Here is a 19,187-nt window from a genome sequence, read left to right as displayed (position 1 = left end):
TCAGTACCGTTTATAATAGGTTTTTAATTATTTGCTTTTTTATGGCTTCTCCATTTACTAAATCCGAAATATCCTGCAAGTAAAATAAGGAACGGTATTAAAAATGATGTGGCTTTCCCTTCCCCACTAACGGTCGTAAAGAAACGGTCCCATCTGGCTTTTGCACCATCCCAACTCATCCAAATAAATACAGGTTTACCAACCACGTGATCGAAAGGGACAAAGCCCCAGGCACGCGCATCTATAGAATTATGGCGGTTATCACCCATCATCCAGTAGTAATTTTGCTTGAAGGTGTAGTTAGTGGCCACTTCGCCATTAATTAAGATTTGGTTGCCTTGAACTTTCAAGTCGTTGCCTTCATATTCCGAAATAACACGTTTGTATATCGGTAAATTTTCTAGGTTAATAGCAATGGTTTTACCTGCTTCAGGAATGTATAACGGTCCGAAAAAATCTACGTTCCAATTGTAGGCTGGATCGTGTGGGAAAATGTTAGGATCTCTTAAACCTTTTTCTTGAATATTAGGTTTGATACTCGTTACATTCGGATTGTTTTTAAAGCTAGCTAAAGCTTTATCTGAAATTGCCGAAAAGTAATAGGTGTTATTTTTATTTATGATGCCAAATCCATCGGTAATATCATAACGAGATTTGAGGTATTGAGGATTAAATTGGTTGGTTTTTGGCTGTACATAATAACTAAATTGTAAATGTGCGCGATCTGGCAACTCGTTTTTCTTACCGTTAATATATACAAAGCCATCTCTAACTTCTAGTGTATCACCAGCCACACCTACACAGCGCTTAACTAGGTTTGTCTTTTTGTCTATAGGTTTGTAGTAATTTCTATTGGGTTTAAAGTTATTCATATCAAGCAGCGTATCGGCTGGCTGATTGAATACCACAATGTCGTTACGTTCTATGTTTTCAAAACCTGGAAACCTTAGGTATGGTAATTGTAATTTATTTTTCCATGACGTGTTTCTTTCCTCGAAATGATCGTCAAACAAATATGATTTACTACCAAGCCCTGGAATGGTATCGTGCACCATTGGTGCTGCTACGGTAGTCATAGGAACTCTAGCGCCGTAATGAAACTTACTAACAAATAGAAAGTCGCCAACCAGTAATGATTTCTCTAAAGATGACGATGGAATTGTAAACGGTTGAATAAAATAAGTATGTACAATCGTGGCTGCAACTATAGCAAATAGTATCGAACTTATCCAATCTCCAGCAGCTGTTCTTGGTGTTAAACTGCGTTTGTCCATATAAGTAACATCAGCAGCATAGTTAAGGTAGTAGTTATAAAAACCTAAGGTAACTACCGCCAAAACGGTATCTACGGTTTGGTTTTTACCAAAACTTCTTGCGGTCTCAACCCAAATAACTGGAAACATGATGAGATTAACAATGGGTAAAAATAAGAGGATGACCCACCAAAGAGGTCGGTTTATTATTTTCATTAAAACAACAGCATTGTATACTGGAACGAAAGCTTCCCATGCTTGTCTGCCTGCTTTAATGTATAATTTCCAGGTGCCTAAGCCATGAATAACCTGAATAATCAAAATGAATATAAACCATTGTGGTAATGTCATAATCTAATATTTTTAGTTTTTTGTTAGTAGTAAGGACGACTTCATGTGTTACCGAAACGGTTTACTATTAACCAATATTTAACACATCGTTCATCGTGAATATGCCAGATTTACCAACAATCCATTCTGCTGCAACGACTGCGCCAAAAGCAAAACCTTGTCTGGTGTGTGCGATATGTTCAATGTTTATAGTATCTACTTCACTTTCGTATGCTACGGTGTGTGTGCCAGGAACATCTTCAATACGTTTAGCTACAATTGGAATGGTAGTGCTATCACCTTCATCTAATTTCCAATTTTTATAGTTTGAATTATTAGCTATAACATCGTTAGCTAAAGAAATAGCTGTTCCGCTTGGCGCATCTAGTTTTTGTGTATGATGAATTTCTTCCATGGAAACATTATATTGTTTCAAGGTGCTCATCATTTTGGCAAGTGTTTTATTGAGTTCGAAAAAAATATTAACGCCTAGACTGTAATTAGATGCATAAATAAAAGCACCATTTTTTTCTTTACATAATGCTACTGCTTCATCATAACGATCTAACCAACCTGTGGTACCAGAAATAACAGGTACATTGTTATTTAAGCAGTTTGATATGTTATTAAAGGCTACATTAGGGATGCTAAAATCGATAGCAACATCTGCTTTGGTGATGTCGTAATCTGTATCGTTTTTATCGATAGTTAAAACTACTTCATGCCCGCGTTTTATCGCGATTTGTTCAATAGTTTTTCCCATTTTTCCGTATCCAAGTAATGCTATTTTCATCTGTATTTTTTTATTGTTTTACATCTAGTAAGATGTTATTTTTCAATTTAAAACTTTGTTCGTACACACTTAATTTTGGCAATTTTTATATTAAAATTTAAAATTAAGTGTTAATCCTAGATCACTAGACGCATCAAAATCATTTATTTTATAATGTGGTGCTAGTGATAAGTTTTCATCAATGTTATACTGCATTAAATGCGCATCTACATTGGCGTCAATTATATTTAGAGCGTATAAACCAATCGTAATTAAAAGTGATATTTCTTTGTTACGACGATAAAATTCTTGTCCGCGTTGCAGGCCATCAGTAGTTACCGATGGAGTTGTTAGTTGGTTGCCGTTGCTATCTAGGTAAAACTCATCGTTTGTAAATCCTGCGAGTCTGCTTTTGTAAGCATCACGGTACCTGTTATATTCTTTATTGTTTTTTGAGTAGAAATAAATACCTGTTCCCAATGCTGCCCAAACCACAGGGATTTTCCAATATTTTTTATTGTAGGCTTGCCCTAAACCCGGTAGAATAGCGGAATAGAAGGCCGCTTTTGCAGGTGCTAGCGCATTAATGGGTTCTCTAATTTCCATAATAGAATCTACGGCAATTACGTTGGCAACTTCCGTTTTCGATTCTGTTTTAGTCGCGGTTTCTTCTTCTTGAGCTGTTATTGAAAAGCAACATAGAAAAAAGAAAATACAAGCTAATAGAGATTTATTTGGAATCACCTTGAACTAGTTTTTTAATACGGTTAAAATCTTCTTCAGAATGAAAAGGTATGGTAATTTTACCTTTGCCATTTTTTGAGACTTTAACGTCAATTTTATGTCCAAAGTATTCTGAAAACGCTGTAACACCTGTTTTTACAAAATCAGGAACTCCTGGGGTTTTTGTTTTTGCTTCTGGTGTTTCAGTTTGATCGGAATCGTTATAATTACGTACTAACTGTTCAGTTTCTCTTACAGAAAGTTTATCAGAAAGTATTTTTTCGTAAATATCAAGTTGAATATTTTGATCTTCAATGGTTATTAAAGCACGACCATGTCCCATAGAAAGAAAGCCGTCGCGCATTCCTGTTTGAATAATGGGGTCTAACTTTAGTAAACGCAAATAGTTAGCGATTGTTGAACGTTTTTTTCCAACACGCTCGCTCATTTGTTCCTGCGTTAAATTAATTTCGTCTATTAAACGCTGGTAGGATAGTGCTATTTCAATTGGGTCTAAATCTTGACGCTGAATATTTTCAACAAGGGCCATTTCTAGTGATTCCTGATCGTTCGCAATTCTTACGTATGCAGGAATGGTTTCTAAACTTAATAATTTAGAAGCTCTATAACGACGCTCACCAGAAACCAATTGGTATTGATTTAAACCTAGTTTTCTAACCGTTATAGGTTGAATAATGCCTAGTTCTTTAATGGAAGTTGCGAGTTCACGAAGGGATTCTTCGCTAAAATTAGTTCGCGGTTGGAATGGGTTAACCTCGATGAAATCGATATCCAATTCCACAATATTACCAATAACTTTATCTGCGTTTTCATCTTGTACCGATTGAATGTCGTTACTTGGGTCTTTTAATAGTGCAGATAAACCTCTACCTAAAGCCTGTTTTTTTATTGCCTTAGCCATAATAGTTATGCGTTTTTATTGATAATTTCTTTTGCCAAACTTAAGTAATTGCTTGCACCTTTACTTGCGGCATCATAGTTAATAATGCTTTCGCCGTAACTTGGTGCTTCACTTAAACGTACATTTCTCTGAATGATGGTTTGAAATACCATATCGTTAAAATGTTTTTGAACCTCTTCTACCACTTGATTTGATAAACGTAAACGTGAATCGTACATCGTTAATAAAAGACCTTCAATATCCAGATCTGAATTGTGTATTTTTTGAACACTTTTAATCGTGTTTAAAAGTTTTCCTAAACCTTCTAAAGCGAAATATTCGCATTGAATAGGAATAATAACAGAGTCTGCAGCAGTAAGTGCGTTTAATGTTAATAATCCTAAAGAAGGCGCACAATCAATTAAAATATAATCGTAATCTTCTTTAATTTCTTGTAATGCTTTTTTTAGCATATACTCGCGTTGGTCTTTGTCAACCAATTCGATTTCGATAGCGACCAAATCAATGTGTGCAGGAATGATATCCAGGTTTGGTGTTTCGGTTTTTACAACGGCATCTTTAGCTATGTTTGAATGCTCAAGAAGCTGGTAAGTGCCAATTTCAACCGTTTCTACATCAATACCAATTCCAGACGTCGCGTTAGCCTGAGGGTCTGCGTCTATCAGTAATACTTTTTTTTCAAGCACGCCTAAAGAAGCTGCTAAATTTATAGAAGTCGTGGTTTTACCTACGCCTCCTTTTTGATTAGCGATTGCTATGATTTTACCCATAAAATGATTTGGTTTTATTCGTGCCAAAAATACGATTAATTAATTAGGAATAAAAATTGAACTTGTTAACAAAATACTTAAAAAAAATGGCTTGTAATTTAATTAATTATAAGCTAATCGATTAAAATTTCTAAAATTTTAATCGCGGCCTCACTTATTTTAGTGCCTGGACCAAATACCGCTACTGTACCAGCGTCAAATAAAAACTGATAATCTTGCTTAGGGACTACGCCGCCAACGATAACCATAATATCATCGCGGCCATATTCTTTTAAGGCTTCAATAACTTGAGGGACTAAAGTTTTATGTCCTGCCGCCAATGATGAAATGCCCAAGATGTGCACATCATTTTCAACGGCCTGTTTAGCAGCTTCTTCTGGTGTTTGAAATAAAGGGCCAATATCGACATCGAAACCAACATCGGCATAAGCTGTAGCAACCACTCGAGCACCACGATCATGACCATCCTGACCAATTTTAGCAATCATAATACGAGGCCTTCTGCCGTCTTGAATTGCAAATTTATCAGCTAGGTTTTGAGCCTTCTTAAAAGCTTTATCATCTTTTATTTCTTTACTATACACGCCCGAAAAAGAATTTGTTTCTGCTTTATGTCTTCCGTAAACAGCTTCTAAAGCATCGCTAATTTCACCTAACGTGGCACGTGCTCTAGCTGCTAAAATAGCTAATGCGAGAAGGTTCGAATCCTCTCGCCAGTGAACGTCTTTTTTAGAAGTTACATTTTCCGAATTTAAGGAAATTCGAGCAGCTTTGGTTAAATTGTTTAAAGCGACTTTTACTTTCTTAGAATCTCGCTGTAGTTTTATGTTGTTTAATCTTTCTATTTGGGCATCCCGAACGGCGTGATTGTCGACTTCTAAAGTTGAAATGTGCGTGTCTTTTAATGGTTGAAAATTGTTAACGCCAACAATAATGTCTTGACCAGAATCTATACGCGCTTGTTTTTTAGCTGCAGCTTCCTGAATTCTAATTTTAGGAATTCCAGCTTCGATAGCTTTAGTCATGCCTCCCAAGGCTTCAATTTCCTGTATGTGTTTCCAAGCTTTATTGGCGATGTCGTGGGTTAGTTTTTCTATAAAATAACTGCCAGCCCAGGGATCGACGGTTTTTGTAATTTGTGTTTCGTCTTGTAAGTACAATTGTGTATTTCTTGCTATTCTAGCCGAAAAATCGGTTGGTAAGGCTATAGCTTCATCCAAGGCGTTAGTGTGTAAACTTTGGGTGCCTCCAAAAATCGCAGAAGTCGCTTCAATAGTTGTTCTGGTGACATTATTAAAAGGATCTTGCTCGGTTAAACTCCAACCAGAAGTTTGACAATGCGTACGCAGCATGGATGATTTTGGGTTTTTAGGGTTGAATGGTTTCATCAATTTCGCCCATAACATTCTTGCAGCGCGCATTTTTGCAATTTCCATAAAATGATTTAAACCGATACCCCAGAAAAAAGATAGGCGTGGGGCAAAAGTATCAATATCCATGCCCGTGGCTAAACCTGTTCGAACGTACTCTAAACCATCAGCAAGGGTGTAGGCCAATTCAATGTCGCAAGTGGCTCCTGCTTCTTGAATGTGATAACCAGAAATGCTGATACTGTTGAATTTAGGCATGTGTTTACTCGTAAATTCAAAAATATCTGAAATAATTTTCATGGAAGGTTCTGGCGGATAGATATAGGTGTTCCTAACCATAAACTCCTTTAATATGTCGTTTTGAATGGTGCCTTCAAGTTGTTCTAGCTTAACGCCTTGTTCTTGTGCGGCAACAATAAAAAAGGCCATAATTGGAAGTACGGCGCCATTCATAGTCATGGAAACCGACATTTTATCTAATGGTATTTTGTTGAAAAGTAATTTCATGTCTTCAACAGAATCGATAGCTACCCCTGCCTTGCCAACGTCGCCAACAACACGTTCATGATCGGAATCGTAACCTCTATGTGTTGCTAAATCGAAAGCCACCGAAAGTCCTTTTTGACCAGATTTTAAATTTCGTCTGTAAAAGGCATTGCTTTCTTCAGCAGTTGAAAAACCAGCATATTGTCTTATGGTCCAAGGCTTATGTACATACATTGTGCTGTATGGACCACGAAGGTATGGTGAAATACCAGCAGCGAAATTTAAATGCTCTAAATGATCTGTATCTGCCTTTGAGTAATTTGATTTAATATCAAGACCTTCAGGGGTTAAAAAAGAATCTCCTGTGCCTAAGCTTTTGCTCGGTGCATTTTTCTTAACGGTGATATGTTGAAGGTTTTTTCTCAAATCGGTTTACTTTCAATAATAAAATTAGTGCTTTGTTTATTTTGGTATTTTGTTGAAATCGACTTTTTGCTCAGGTGTTTCTTGCTTAGCTTTTGTTAAGTCGACGTCGAATAATTTTGAGTAAAATAGGTCTAATGCCACGTATGTAGCGAGGTTTTTATCTTTTAATAAACTCATGTATTTGTTTGATAAGGCCGCGCTAAATAGTTTCGGACTTAAACTGTTGGTAGATAATAGGGCATTAAATGTTGTTTTTAATGCTTGATCCTTTATACTATTTGAAATGCATTTTATAAAAGCACCATTGTAATTTAAATGACTATTGGGGTTATTAGCATCCCATAGGTCGTTTTCGTTTTTTAAGGCTTCAAAAACTTCAATAGTATGAGGTGAAACAATTTCTTCGAATTTTACCCGGTCGTAGGCTGCATTTCTAATGAATAAATTATAAGCTTGGTTTAGTCTATTTTGTGGTCTGTTTTTTTTATAATAAATAAATATATCGGCTTCAAAACTATAAACAGCCTCTTTTAGTAATTGATTGTTGAGACCTTCGCAAATTAAGGCATCGGGTTTGTCGCTATACTTAAAATTGGTAAAAGTGCTTTCTTTTTTACAACTCAAAGTTACCGTTAATAAGAGGGCTATAAAGGTGAATTTTAAGAGTTTTTTAGTGTTCATTTTTTAATCGTTTTTGTTCTTGAGATTCAGCTAATCGTTTTTCTATTATAGGTTCTATTAATGTTTTACGCGGATTTGTTTTTACAAATGGATAGAGGTCCAATTGATCTTTCATGAGATCATCTGGGTTTTGATGCTTGTTGGTGCCTATTAGGATAGTATCACCGTTTTCAAACTGTTGTGATTCTTTCTGAGCACTTTCCTTAATTTTTCTTTGAATAATGCCCGCTTTCAGTTGTTTTAAGAAACCACCATTTCGTTCGATATCTTTAAATAATTCTAGCGCTTTTTCCGAAAGTTGCTGGGTCAAACTCTCAACGTAATATGACCCGTCTGAAGGATTATTCACCTTATCAAAATAACTTTCATGTTTTAGAATAAGCAATTGATTCCTAGCAATACGTTCGCTAAAGGCATTGGTTTTCTTAAAAATGCTGTCGTACGCCCGATTACAAATCGTATTGGCACCACCAAGAATTGCGCTCATGCATTCCGTTGTACTTCTAAGCATGTTGGTATGCGCATCGAAAATGGTTTTATTGCGTTTTGTTGGTGTTGCTGTAATTTGGCAGTTGGTGTTCATGCCATATTCAGCAGCTAAAGTTTCCCAAAGTAGGCGTAAGGCTTTTAGTTTAGCAATTTCAAAAAAATAATTTGACCCCACAGTTACATTAAATACAACTTGGTATTCTGCTAGTTTTACCGAACGATTATTTAAAGCATTTACGTATTCATTGAGGTGGGCAAGCGCATAGGCTAATTGCTGTACCATGGTCGCTCCGGCATTTTGATATAACGACACATGAACTGTAATTGTGGACGTTTCAGAGGTTATGCTTTCGTAGCTTTTAAAGTCTGTATGGATGTTGTTAAACCAATTTCCTGTTTTTGCAAGCTGGTGAATAATATCAATATCAATAATAGCCTTCGGGATATGTTGTAATATATTTTGAATTAGTATTTCTGAAAGACACTGAAGTTCGAAAATGAATTGGTGGTTTTCAAGGGCAATGTTTTCGACTAATTTTTCAATTGAAATGGCTTCAGAAGGTAAAACAAATTTAATGCTTTCTGCACCACGATTTAAAACATTAATGGCGTGTTGATTGGATTTTTCAACATCGGCAACAAAAATAGTTTGACAAATTTTCCATTGTGTTGCTTCGGTGTTTGAAGTTTTGGGGTTTGCATTAAAATCGTCGGCGTGATAAAATGGTTTAACGGCAATAGCTTCATTGGAATTCCAAATAAGCGCATGGTTATAGTTAGCACCTTGTAAATCGTACTGTATTTTTTGTTTCCACTGTTTTGAGGAAACGGGGTTGAATTCGCTAAATAGACCTTTAGTCATTTACATCCGTTTTTAGGCTGTCTTCGTATTCAATAATATAAATTTCCTCATCGGGGTATTTCATGTAATACTTTTCACGAGCAAATTTTTCTAAACCGTCATTAGTTTCTAGTTTTTTAAGGTCTTTTTTATCTTTAAGAATTTCCTTTCTATAGTATTCTTTTTCATTTTCAAGAGCGTCAATTTCACCGTTTAATTCGCTGTGAATAATCCATGAGTTGGCATCAAAAAAAAGCATCCAAACGATAAATCCAGCGCCAATGGGCAGAAATATGTTCTTAAAAGGTTTTAAATATTTATTCTTTTTGAATTTCATGTTATAATTTTTGAGCAATAATATTTTTTATAATATCCACGGCCACAACATTGTGTTTGTTATTAGGGATTATAATATCAGCATACTCTTTGGTAGGTTCAATAAATTGGGTGTGCATTGGTTTTAATGTGTTTTGGTAACGGGTTAAAACTTCATCTAAATCTCGACCACGTTCTGCAATGTCACGTTTTAATCGTCTTATTAAGCGCTCATCACTATCGGCGTGAACATAAATTTTAATATCACATAAATCTCGAAGTTCGGGGTTTGTTAGAATTAGAATACCTTCAACAATCATCACTTTCCGCGGATGCGTTAATATAATATCACCTGTTCTGTTGTGTTTTACAAAGGAATACACAGGCTGTTCTATAATTTTGTTATTTTTTAAATCCTTTAAATGTGCTGTTAGTAATTCAAAATCAATGGATCTGGGGTGGTCGAAATTTATTTTTATACGTTCATCATAACTTAAATGCGTGGTATCCATATAATAAGAGTCTTGCGAAATAACGCCAACTTCGCCTTCCGGAAGTTCGTTAAGTATTTTATTGACAACGGTTGTTTTTCCACAACCTGTGCCGCCGGCAATTCCTATAATAAGCATGGTTTTATTGTTTTATTGAACGCTTCTGCAAAGTTAGTTAAATGTAAAAGTGATTTCGAGTAAATGTTTATTTTTTAATAGACGCCACTTCTTTTTCTGTAATTATGTTTTTATTGGTATTGCCCCATTGGTTTGTAATGTAGTTCATAACATCGGCAATTTCATCATCATCTAAGCCCATGGCTGGCATGTTTCCATTATAGGTTATACCATTCACGACTATAGGTTTATTGATGCCGTATTTTAACAAATGTATGCTGGCGTTTCTTTTTTTAATAAGGTAATCGGATTTTGCTAATGGCGGATAAACGTTTTTTACACCCGCACCGTTTGGTAGGTGACAAGTCACACAAAAATCGTTATAAATAGCCTCGCCACGATCTATACTTTCAACTAAAGGATCTTGCGGTTTTGTATTGAAAATTATGCAAGATGTGACGCATATAATGCTTAATAGAAGTAGTTTCATAGGCTGAATTATTTGGTTTTAGAAACGATTTTGTAAATACCTTTGCCTTCTACAGCAATATAAATGTAGCCATCTGGCGCTTGAACGACATTTCTTAAACGGCCGATACCTTCAAATAATTTTTCGCGTTTTACCACCTTGTTGTTTTTTAGGACTAGATGTTCTAAATATTGAAATTTTAAAGCGCCTACAAGTAAATTATTTTGCCATTCTGGGTATTTATTAGAAGTCACATAAGTCATGCCGCTTGGCGCAATAGAAGGTGTCCAGTAAAAGAAAGGTTGTTCCATACCCGATTTATGGGTTAAGGCGGTTAATGTACTGCCTCCATAATTAACACCATAAGATATTATTGGCCAGCCGTAATTCTTGCCTTTTTTAATGATATTAATTTCATCGCCGCCCTGTGGTCCATGTTCATGCGCCCAAATTTGTCCGGTTTTTGGGTTTTTAATAAGGCCTTGCGGATTGCGATGGCCGTAACTGAAAATCGCTTTTTTTGCGTTTTTTGTATCAACAAAAGGGTTGTCTTTCGGGATGCGACCGTCGTCATGTAATCTGTAGATTTTTCCACAGTCTCTAGTGATATCTTGCGGATTGACATCTCTGCTATAACGATCGCCAATAGAGAAATATAAAAAACCTTCATTATCAAAAGTAATGCGTGACCCCCAATGGTTTCCGCTTCTGGTGTTTGGTTCTGCTTTGTAGAGGCGCTCCTTATTTATAAGTTTCTGGTTGTCTAATTGCGCGCGCATGATGGCTGTGTTTCCTCCTTTTTCTTCGCCTTCCGCGGAAGCGTATGTGAAATAAATCCATTCTGTTTCTTCATAGTTGGGATGCAAGGCGATGTCTAACAAGCCGCCTTGGCCACGGACATAAACCTCGGGAAGGTTCGAAATCGAGTGTTTTTTACCGTTCTTAAAAAGTATAAGTTCTCCAGATTTTTCTGTAATTAAGATGCTTCCATCGGGGAGAAAAGCCATACCCCAAGGGATGTTTAAACCGGGAACAATTAATTCGGTTTTATAATTATAGTTTGATGGTGTTGCGGGAATAGATTCTTTTTGTTGGGAGAAAGTCGCAAGGGTTACGAAAATTATAGCAAGGGAGATGTATAGATTTTTCATTTCTATTTGAATTTTATGAATGGAATAAGAAGCAATTTACTAAAATAATTCTGAGAAATTTTGGGCATAGAACAGCTCATGAAATAATAGTTGCATTATAAAATGATTAAACGTGAAATATTTATAAAAAAACATTTGCATAATGAATAAAAAGGGTATATTTGCATCCCGTTACAGATAACCTATTATTCGGGGTGTAGCGTAGCCCGGTTATCGCGCCGCGTTTGGGACGCGGAGGTCGCAGGTTCGAATCCTGCCACCCCGACTTTTTAAAGCCTAAAAAATCATAGATTTTTTAGGCTTTTTTATTTGTTTTGATAAAAAAAAGCCTTGTAAATCGTAAGATTTACAAGGCTTTTTGCTTAGTGTGTTTTTTATAAAAGTTGTTTAGTATGTGCTGGTTTTGTCTATTACAAACACTCTAGAGGCTTCACCATCTATTAGTTTATATTGAATTTGACGTGTGCCTCCTGTTGGGGCGTTATTCGAGTCGCCAGCTTTGTAAATTGGAAATCGTCTCACTAAACTTGTCTCTACAATGGCAAATTCATCATGGCCCATGTATCCAACACTAGCTTCATCGCCTTCTGAAAATGCTGGAAATGAAATTTGACTAATAGATTTACCGTTATTCACAGAATAGGCTATTACATTCCCGTAGGCCCCACTTCCAGCTGAAACGGTATAAATTAAGATTTCTGGAAAGCCATCAGAATTTAAATCCTCTATTTCTGCATTTACAACTTGCCCGTCTAATTCTGTTATTATTTCTTGATTATCTATTTCCAATCCTTTTGGCTGAATTGACAGTTCAGAAATTGAACCTTCCCCCGTATTTTTTACGTTAAAAGATATATTTTGTAGCGTTAAAGTTTTTTGAAATATCGTTTTAATTTCAGTTTCAACGGGTATTTCTTTTTGAGAGGCATCGCTATTTTCTATTTGTGTATCGCTAGTTTTTCTTTGTTCGTTTTTACATGCAATTATGGTTAATGTTCCAAAAAGTGCGAGTAAGATTGTTTGTGATTTTTTCATGATTTTTAATTATTTGAGCCCGATTTCAAAAAAAATAGACTCGATTAGTTTATACAATTATTTAGTGTTCTTGGGTTTTGTTTCACAAGGGAGTAAATTTACTCCTAACGCTTCAAAGCACCCGAAGTGTTTCCTTCCATCAAACTGATAATGTTTTCTAAAGATACCATATTTACATCGCCCATAACGGTATGTTTTAAGGCGCAAGCAGCAGTAGCAAAATCTAGGGCTTGAATGTCATTATCATAATGTAATAAACCATAAATTAAACCAGCAGCAAAGGCATCACCAGTTCCTACACGGTCTATGACATGAGAAATATTAAGCGTTTCTGTTTTAATGTATTGGGTTCCTGTCCAAATTCTTCCTTGAATTTCCTGTTCTGAAGCACTTACAGATTTTCTTTTCTTACCAACAACCTTTTTAATTCGTGGGTATGCTTTCATTAGTTCTTGGGCAGAGTCTTTAAGTTTTCCTCCAACTTCTCCCAGTCCGAACATTTCATTTATACCACGCGGACTCGTAATAACGATATCGCAGTGCGCTACTAATTTAGGCATCACTTCTTGCATGGTTTGTCCATATTTCCACATGTTTTTTCGTGAATTGATATCCCCAGAAACCATAATGCCCATTTTGTTGGCTGTTTTAATAGCTTCTAAGCAAGATAACGCAGCTCCTTCTGAAACGGCTGGGGTAATTCCGGTCCAGTGAAACCAATCGGCATCTTTTAGGACATCTTCCCAATCTATCATTTCTGGTTGTATTTTGGAAAATGCAGAGCCTTCTCTTTCATAAACCACGACACTTGGTCTATGCACAGCTCCTTTTTCAAGAAAATAAATGCCTAGTTTGTTGTCGCCATAAATAATTTGATCGCTACTTAGCCAATTTTTACGTAAAAATTGGGTAGCCGCTTTACCTAGCGCATTGTCTGGAAAACGTGTCATATGCGCCGCTTTCATTCCTAAGTATGCACATGAAATGGCAACGTTAGCCTCGCCACCACCATAAACTAATTCAAAAGAATTAGCTTGTGAAAACTTTAAATATCCAGGAGGTGATAAACGCATCATTACTTCTCCAAATGTTACCAGTTTTTTAGCCATGTTTTTAATTTATTTTTATTGTATTTAGTGTTATGCTATAATATTTATATGCTTTTTTTTAGAGCCTGTTTGTATTGCTGTCTTAATTTTCAAGTCAAAAACGATGAATCTCAATTAATAATAAAAATACAACATATTAAGCAAACCATTATTCTAGTACTATTAATTTAGGCACAAGATACATAATACGATATTTATTTGTTGAAGCTCTTTAATCAAGATGCCAGTTAATTTGTTATAAAAAAAATCGATAGAGGAAGGGTTTAGAATGCGTTACCTTTAATTTTGTAGATTAAAATGGAATTATCATAAATTTGGGTTTATTTTAGTCCAAAACCAAATTGTAATTTAAAATTACATGATTAAAAAAAACTGTTTTCTTGTATGTTTATTATTTTTTGGTGCTACGGTCTATGCGCAAAGAACTAGGCTTTTAGATTCTTTAAGTCCCACCCAGATGATTGATACCTTACTAATTGATAGGGATATCAATAACTGGTCTCTTAGGTTAATTACTAACTATAAGGGACAAAGTTTTAATTTAGTTGATAATGACTATAGATTGTCATTTAGACCTAATAATAGTGCGGGAATAGGGGTAGGTTTAGGCACTAGTAAGGTTATTTTAGATCTCGCTATTAATCTAACTAAGGAAGAAGAAAACCCTACCGAACGTTTTGATGTACAGAGTGCTTTTATACTTGGAAATCATAATTTAGTTGGACTCTATATTCAGTATTATTCAGGATTTAATATTGAAAATAATTTTGATAAGCCAGAATTTTTTAGAGAGGATATTGAGTCATTTTCTACGGGAGTTAATTACTTATACGCCTTTGAAGAACTTTCTTTTTCTACAGCTACTTTAAGAGCCGGCCTTATGAAATCTGAAAAAAAGCATTTTATAACTTTTGGTGTAGGTGGTTTTCTGGTTTATGATAAGTTTTCGGGCGACGACACTGTGGTGCCTGTTCATAGTGATTTTAAAGAAAACACCAATCTTAATAAATTTAAAGGCTTGGGGGTTGGTGTTTCTGGAGGTATTATTTCCGTTTTTGTGCTTCCGGCTAACTTTTTTATAAATGTAGATGTGACTCCAGGTATAGGCTTGATGGTTAAGTCGGCATATAACAGTTCAGGTAAACAGAAAGTTACTAACCCTATGCTTTACAAATTAGATTATAATGCCGGTATTGGTTATTCTTATAAGCGATTTTATATCACTCTTGCTTACGGCAATGGACTCTACACAACCCGTTTAAATGATGGGCTTAATTATCTTTTTGGTAATACTAAGGCTAAGATTGCTTTAGGGTATCGCATAAATACAAATAAAAAGCTGAAGTTTCCATTCGATTGATTTAAATTTTCGCGCAACAACTTATCAAGTTAGATTTAAATGTGTATGCGTTAAGCGCTAATGGCAGCACGTATTACCTTTAAATTATGGAATATGATGTTTTTATAATTGGTAGTGGGGTAGCTGGACGCTATGTTGCTAAAACTTGTGCGCAAGCTGGATTAACAGTAGCTATTGCCGATAATCGCGAATATGGAGGCACCTGTGCCAACAGGGGTTGTGATCCTAAAAAAATAGTGATGGGGCCTACTGAGGTTTACGATCTTGCCGATAATCTAGAGGGCAAAGGTGTAGCCAAGTTACCCAAATTAAGTTGGAAAAAAAATCAGAAATTTAAGAAGAGATTTACCGATAAAGTGCCACCTGGAATCGAGAACAAATTAAAGGATCTAGGGGTTACATTATATCATCAATCGCCCAAGTTTCTTGATAAAAACACGCTTTTGGTAGAAGGGAAAACGATTAAAGCGAAAAAAATAGTGATTGCTACGGGACAAATTCCGAGGTCGTTGGATTTGGATGGCGCTAAGTTTCTTCGAACTAGTGATGATTTCCTAAAGCTGAAAAAAATGCCTAAAAGCATGATTTTTATTGGAGCAGGCTATGTAGGTCTGGAATTTGCACATATGGCTACCAGATATGGTTGTAAAGTTACCGTTGTAGATCGCGGGGAGCGAGCTTTAGATGCTTTTGATGCCGATTTAGCTTCAGAACTTGTTAGAGTTTCAGAAGAAATGGGAATCAAATTTATTTTCAATTCAGAAATAAAAAATATTGAGAAGCTTAGTGAAAATTACCGTGTCAATTATAAACAAGGAAACAATAATGAGAAAATAAAGGCGCGCTTAATTTTTAATACCGCCGGAAGAGTACCGGCAATTGATGCATTAAACCTAGATAAAGGAGAGGTGACATTTTCAGAAAAAGGTGTGACCGTTAATAAATACCTTCAAAATACTTCAAATGAAGATGTTTATGCTTGTGGCGATGTTTCTAGTCATAGTGTGCCATTAACGCCTTTATCAGGTATCGAAGCAAAAGTGGTTTCAGAAAATATTATTTCTGGTAATAAGGAAGAAATAGATGTACCACTTGTGCCTTCAGCAGTTTTCACAATTCCTAATCTAGCCATGGTTGGTTTATCTGAAGCGGAAGCTAAAAAAAGATATAAAAACGTTATTGTGAAACATGAATTTCCTTCAAAATGGTATAATGTGAAACGCAGTAACGAAAAGGCTTATGGATATAAGATTATTATTAATAAGCGTACTAATGAAATTATTGGAGCGCATATTCTAGGGCCTCATGCGTCTGAAACCATTAATTTATTTACCCTGGCTATTAATTTAAAATTAACCACCGAGGCTGTGAAAAAAATGATTTTTATCTATCCTTCATGGTCTAATGATGTAAAACGTATGTTGTATTAAATGTCAAATACTAATCAAACCAAAACTTTTAAAATTAAGGATTTACCTTCGCTTATTGTAGAGACGTATAAGAACTGGAGTGCCGATGACCCTTTTAGATTAAGTGCCGTAGTGGCTTACTATGCAGTGCTTTCAATGCCCGGACTTTTAGTGATTATTGTAAATTCGGTAGGTTCCGTATGGGGTGCCGATATTGTGCAAGGTCAATTAACCAATGAAATTTCAAATGCCTTGGGTAATGATGCAGCAGATTCTATTAGATCCATGATGATGGAAACACAAAATAAAGAAAAAAGCACTTTCGCCACTATAATGGGGGTAGCTACTTTGCTTTTCGGTGCTACTGGAGTATTTTATCATTTGCAATTATCACTAAATCAAATTTGGAATATTACCCCTAAAACCAACTCTGGTTTTTCAAAAATGTTGTTAGATCGTACCCGAAGCTTTGCTTTTATTTTGGTTATCGGTTTTCTTTTACTCGTTAGTTTTTTAGTAACAACAGCTATAGCAACTTTAAATACTTCTATAAAAAGCATAGTGCCCGATTTTGTAGTATATATCGCTTTTGTGTTTGATGTGATACTTTCTATTTCGATTATTACGGTGTTATTTGCACTAATATATAGATACTTGCCCGATGTAAGAATTAGATGGAAAACAGTATGGGTAGGAGGTTTAATAACTTCTATATTGTTTGTTTTTGGCGAATTTCTATTAGGTGTTTATTTGGGTAAAACCAATCCTGGTTCTACATATGGTGCCGCTGGAACTATTGTGTTGATTTTACTTTGGGTATCATATTCCTGTTTAATATTGTTCTTTGGTGCAGAGTTTACCTATGTTTATGCAAAGAGGTATGGGTTAGGAATCCCTGAGAGTAAATAGGTTGTTAGTTGAACCCTTCTTTAGTGCGTGTTCTAATTAATTTCAACAAAAATACCCCCAATATGACATTGAGGGCATGGATTAATTAATTTGCACTATGTTTTGAGAGGACTACCAATCAGAGATTTCCTGCTCCAATTCTTCTCTTTTTTTTCCTGTTTTCTCTTGAAGTTTACCTAACATTTCATCAAATTTACCTTCAGCATACGTGATATCATTATCGGTAAGTTCGCCATATTTCTGTTTGAAACTACCTTTTACTTGTTTCCATTTACCTTCTAATTGATCTTTGTTCATAGTTTTTAAAGTTTAATATTTATTTCTGTTACTAAGTTACATAAGATGTGAGCGATGTGTTAGCTCAAAAAAACAATATATTGATGTAATCAATTAATTAACAAATTGTTGACCTTAGTTAATAATTTGTGTTATTAGGTTAAGCTTCTTAGGCCATTATTTTAATATTTGTAATTAAATATTAAAATAATGGCAGCTGTTATAAAAAGTGAAGCACAATATGAGGCTGTCTAAAATGAATAAATCCGAACTTATAGCCGTATTAAGAAATAACTTAAAGAAATACATAACAAAACCCCTATGAAAACAATCGATCCAAAAATTATACGTCAAATCTTTATTTTGCTTTTAATAGGGCTTATTGGTGGTCTAATTTTTAAAGAAATGGCACCTTATTTGTCCGGAGTACTTGGCGCCATAATTATGCATGTGCTTTTAAGAAAACTCATGTCCAAATTAGTGAAAGAGAACGGCTGGTCTCCAAATTGGGCGGCTGGACTATTAATGTTTATGTCCTTTATAGTTATTTTATTACCAATTGCAGGGATCGTGATGATGTTAGGGAATAAAATAGGAATCGCCGTTGATAATTCTGAAAAGGTGATGAGTGCTGTACAGTCTAAACTTGATTATTTTGAAAAACGGTTTGGGTATGATTTAACCTCGCAATTAGACACAGAAGCTTTTTCTGGTTGGGTTTCTGAGAATTTACAAGGTTTGGTAGGAGGTACTTTTACCACCTTTATAACAATTTCTATCATGTATTTTTTACTCTATTATATGCTTACCAACCGCAAGCAATTGAAAGAATCTTTATTTGATTACATTCCCATAAGTGAACCAAGTTTGAAAATTATAGGTACAGAAACACGACAAATGGTTCGTGCAAATGCTTTAGGAATTCCTTTGGTGGCTATAGCTCAGGGGATTGTTGCATTAATTGGATTTTTAATTTTTGGTGTTGAAGATCCTTTTTTTTGGTCTGCTATAGTAACTTTTGGTTCCATGATTCCATTTGTTGGTAGTATGTTGGGTACCATTCCTGTTTTTATTTTAATGTTATCTCAAGGAAACACATTTCAAGCGTGGGGGGTTTTAGTTTACGGTCTTGTAATTGTGGGATCTACCGATAATATTATTCGATTATTTGTACTTCGAAAATTGGATGATGTGCACCCGTTAATCACGCTTTTGGGTGTTATTGTGGGCTTACCTTTATTCGGGTTTGTTGGCTTAATATTTGGACCACTACTTATTAGTTTGTTTTTAATCATCGTGCGTATTTATAAAAAGGAATACAGTAGAGGTGAAGATCAAGCTTTATAGGTGTTTTTTTCAATGCATAATTTTTTGAATTAAAATTTTAATGAATCAAGTTAACGCCTGAGGTTTTAATAGGGTACTTTAATCAAGAAGGAATAGGGGTTCGGGGTTTTAACTGGTTTAGTAACTACAAGAAATT

General features: G+C 35.3%; 19 protein-coding genes and 1 tRNA gene. 5 read left to right on the top strand and 15 right to left on the bottom strand.

The window, feature by feature from the left end:
- Window positions 1–23: 23 nt before the first annotated feature.
- The 12 genes from lepB to KO493_RS01610 form a co-directional block, all read right to left on the bottom strand.
- Window positions 24–1,604, bottom strand: coding sequence for a signal peptidase I (lepB, locus tag KO493_RS01665; protein ID WP_216066210.1), 1,581 nt, complete (start codon window positions 1,602–1,604; stop codon window positions 24–26).
- A 67-nt stretch (window positions 1,605–1,671) separates the two neighbouring features.
- Window positions 1,672–2,376, bottom strand: a complete 705-nt coding sequence (gene dapB / locus KO493_RS01660; protein ID WP_216066209.1) for a 4-hydroxy-tetrahydrodipicolinate reductase — start codon at window positions 2,374–2,376, stop codon at window positions 1,672–1,674.
- A 90-nt stretch (window positions 2,377–2,466) separates the two neighbouring features.
- Complete coding sequence (locus KO493_RS01655; RefSeq protein ID WP_216066402.1) at window positions 2,467–3,096, bottom strand: DUF5683 domain-containing protein; 630 nt, start codon at window positions 3,094–3,096, stop codon at window positions 2,467–2,469.
- Window positions 3,086–4,000, bottom strand: coding sequence for a ParB/RepB/Spo0J family partition protein (locus KO493_RS01650; RefSeq protein WP_216066208.1), 915 nt, complete (start codon window positions 3,998–4,000; stop codon window positions 3,086–3,088). Before KO493_RS01650 ends, KO493_RS01655 begins: the two co-directional genes overlap by 11 nt.
- Window positions 4,001–4,005: 5 nt before the next feature.
- On the bottom strand, window positions 4,006–4,770 hold the full coding sequence (locus KO493_RS01645; RefSeq protein ID WP_216066207.1) for a ParA family protein: 765 nt from the start codon (window positions 4,768–4,770) through the stop codon (window positions 4,006–4,008).
- Between the two features lie 113 nt (window positions 4,771–4,883).
- A complete protein-coding gene (gene scpA, locus KO493_RS01640) occupies window positions 4,884–7,052 on the bottom strand; it encodes a methylmalonyl-CoA mutase (RefSeq protein WP_216066206.1) in 2,169 nt (722 codons plus the stop codon).
- 36 nt (window positions 7,053–7,088) lie between these two features.
- Window positions 7,089–7,733, bottom strand: coding sequence for a hypothetical protein (locus KO493_RS01635; RefSeq protein ID WP_216066205.1), 645 nt, complete (start codon window positions 7,731–7,733; stop codon window positions 7,089–7,091).
- A complete protein-coding gene (locus KO493_RS01630; protein WP_216066204.1) occupies window positions 7,723–9,084 on the bottom strand; it encodes a methylmalonyl-CoA mutase subunit beta in 1,362 nt (453 codons plus the stop codon). Before KO493_RS01630 ends, KO493_RS01635 begins: the two co-directional genes overlap by 11 nt.
- Window positions 9,077–9,400, bottom strand: a complete 324-nt coding sequence (locus KO493_RS01625; RefSeq protein WP_216066203.1) for an FtsB family cell division protein — start codon at window positions 9,398–9,400, stop codon at window positions 9,077–9,079. The genes KO493_RS01630 and KO493_RS01625 overlap by 8 nt, the downstream gene beginning before the upstream one ends.
- A gap of 1 nt (window position 9,401) precedes the next feature.
- A complete protein-coding gene (gene udk, locus KO493_RS01620) occupies window positions 9,402–10,007 on the bottom strand; it encodes a uridine kinase (RefSeq protein WP_216066202.1) in 606 nt (201 codons plus the stop codon).
- A gap of 67 nt (window positions 10,008–10,074) precedes the next feature.
- On the bottom strand, window positions 10,075–10,476 hold the full coding sequence (locus KO493_RS01615) for a c-type cytochrome (RefSeq protein WP_216066201.1): 402 nt from the start codon (window positions 10,474–10,476) through the stop codon (window positions 10,075–10,077).
- A gap of 8 nt (window positions 10,477–10,484) precedes the next feature.
- Window positions 10,485–11,606 (bottom strand): PQQ-dependent sugar dehydrogenase, encoded by a 1,122-nt coding sequence (locus KO493_RS01610; RefSeq protein WP_216066200.1) that lies wholly within the window; start codon window positions 11,604–11,606, stop codon window positions 10,485–10,487.
- Window positions 11,607–11,796: 190 nt separating this feature from the next.
- On the opposite strand from KO493_RS01610, the gene KO493_RS01605 reads away from it, so the two are divergent.
- A tRNA-Pro gene (locus tag KO493_RS01605) sits at window positions 11,797–11,871 on the top strand.
- Window positions 11,872–11,993: 122 nt separating this feature from the next.
- Here KO493_RS01605 and KO493_RS01600 read toward each other — a convergent pair.
- Entirely contained in the window at window positions 11,994–12,641 is a 648-nt protein-coding gene (locus KO493_RS01600; RefSeq protein WP_216066199.1) for a PliI family lysozyme inhibitor of I-type lysozyme, read from the bottom strand.
- Window positions 12,642–12,745: 104 nt separating this feature from the next.
- Window positions 12,746–13,750, bottom strand: coding sequence for a sugar kinase (locus KO493_RS01595; RefSeq protein WP_216066198.1), 1,005 nt, complete (start codon window positions 13,748–13,750; stop codon window positions 12,746–12,748).
- Window positions 13,751–14,207: 457 nt separating this feature from the next.
- Between KO493_RS01595 and KO493_RS01590 the strand changes: the two genes are divergently transcribed.
- The 3 genes from KO493_RS01590 (at window position 14,208) to KO493_RS01580 (ending at window position 17,428) form a co-directional block, all read left to right on the top strand.
- Window positions 14,208–15,110, top strand: coding sequence for a DUF4421 family protein (locus KO493_RS01590; RefSeq protein WP_252723132.1), 903 nt, complete (start codon window positions 14,208–14,210; stop codon window positions 15,108–15,110).
- Window positions 15,111–15,196: 86 nt separating this feature from the next.
- Window positions 15,197–16,540: a dihydrolipoyl dehydrogenase family protein gene (locus KO493_RS01585; RefSeq protein WP_216066196.1), complete on the top strand. Its 1,344-nt coding sequence runs from the start codon at window positions 15,197–15,199 to the stop codon at window positions 16,538–16,540.
- Window positions 16,541–17,428, top strand: coding sequence for a YihY/virulence factor BrkB family protein (locus KO493_RS01580; RefSeq protein WP_216066195.1), 888 nt, complete (start codon window positions 16,541–16,543; stop codon window positions 17,426–17,428).
- A 111-nt stretch (window positions 17,429–17,539) separates the two neighbouring features.
- On the opposite strand, the gene KO493_RS01575 is transcribed toward KO493_RS01580, so the two are convergent.
- Window positions 17,540–17,725, bottom strand: a complete 186-nt coding sequence (locus tag KO493_RS01575; protein WP_216066194.1) for a CsbD family protein — start codon at window positions 17,723–17,725, stop codon at window positions 17,540–17,542.
- A 300-nt stretch (window positions 17,726–18,025) separates the two neighbouring features.
- Between KO493_RS01575 and KO493_RS01570 the strand changes: the two genes are divergently transcribed.
- Window positions 18,026–19,051, top strand: a complete 1,026-nt coding sequence (locus KO493_RS01570) for an AI-2E family transporter (protein ID WP_216066193.1) — start codon at window positions 18,026–18,028, stop codon at window positions 19,049–19,051.
- Window positions 19,052–19,187 lie beyond the last annotated feature (136 nt).

Origin of the sequence: Pseudotamlana agarivorans, assembly GCF_018860245.1 — a bacterium.
GTDB classification, from domain to species: domain Bacteria; phylum Bacteroidota; class Bacteroidia; order Flavobacteriales; family Flavobacteriaceae; genus Pseudotamlana; species Pseudotamlana agarivorans_A.
This window is presented reverse-complemented; position numbering and strand designations above follow the sequence as displayed.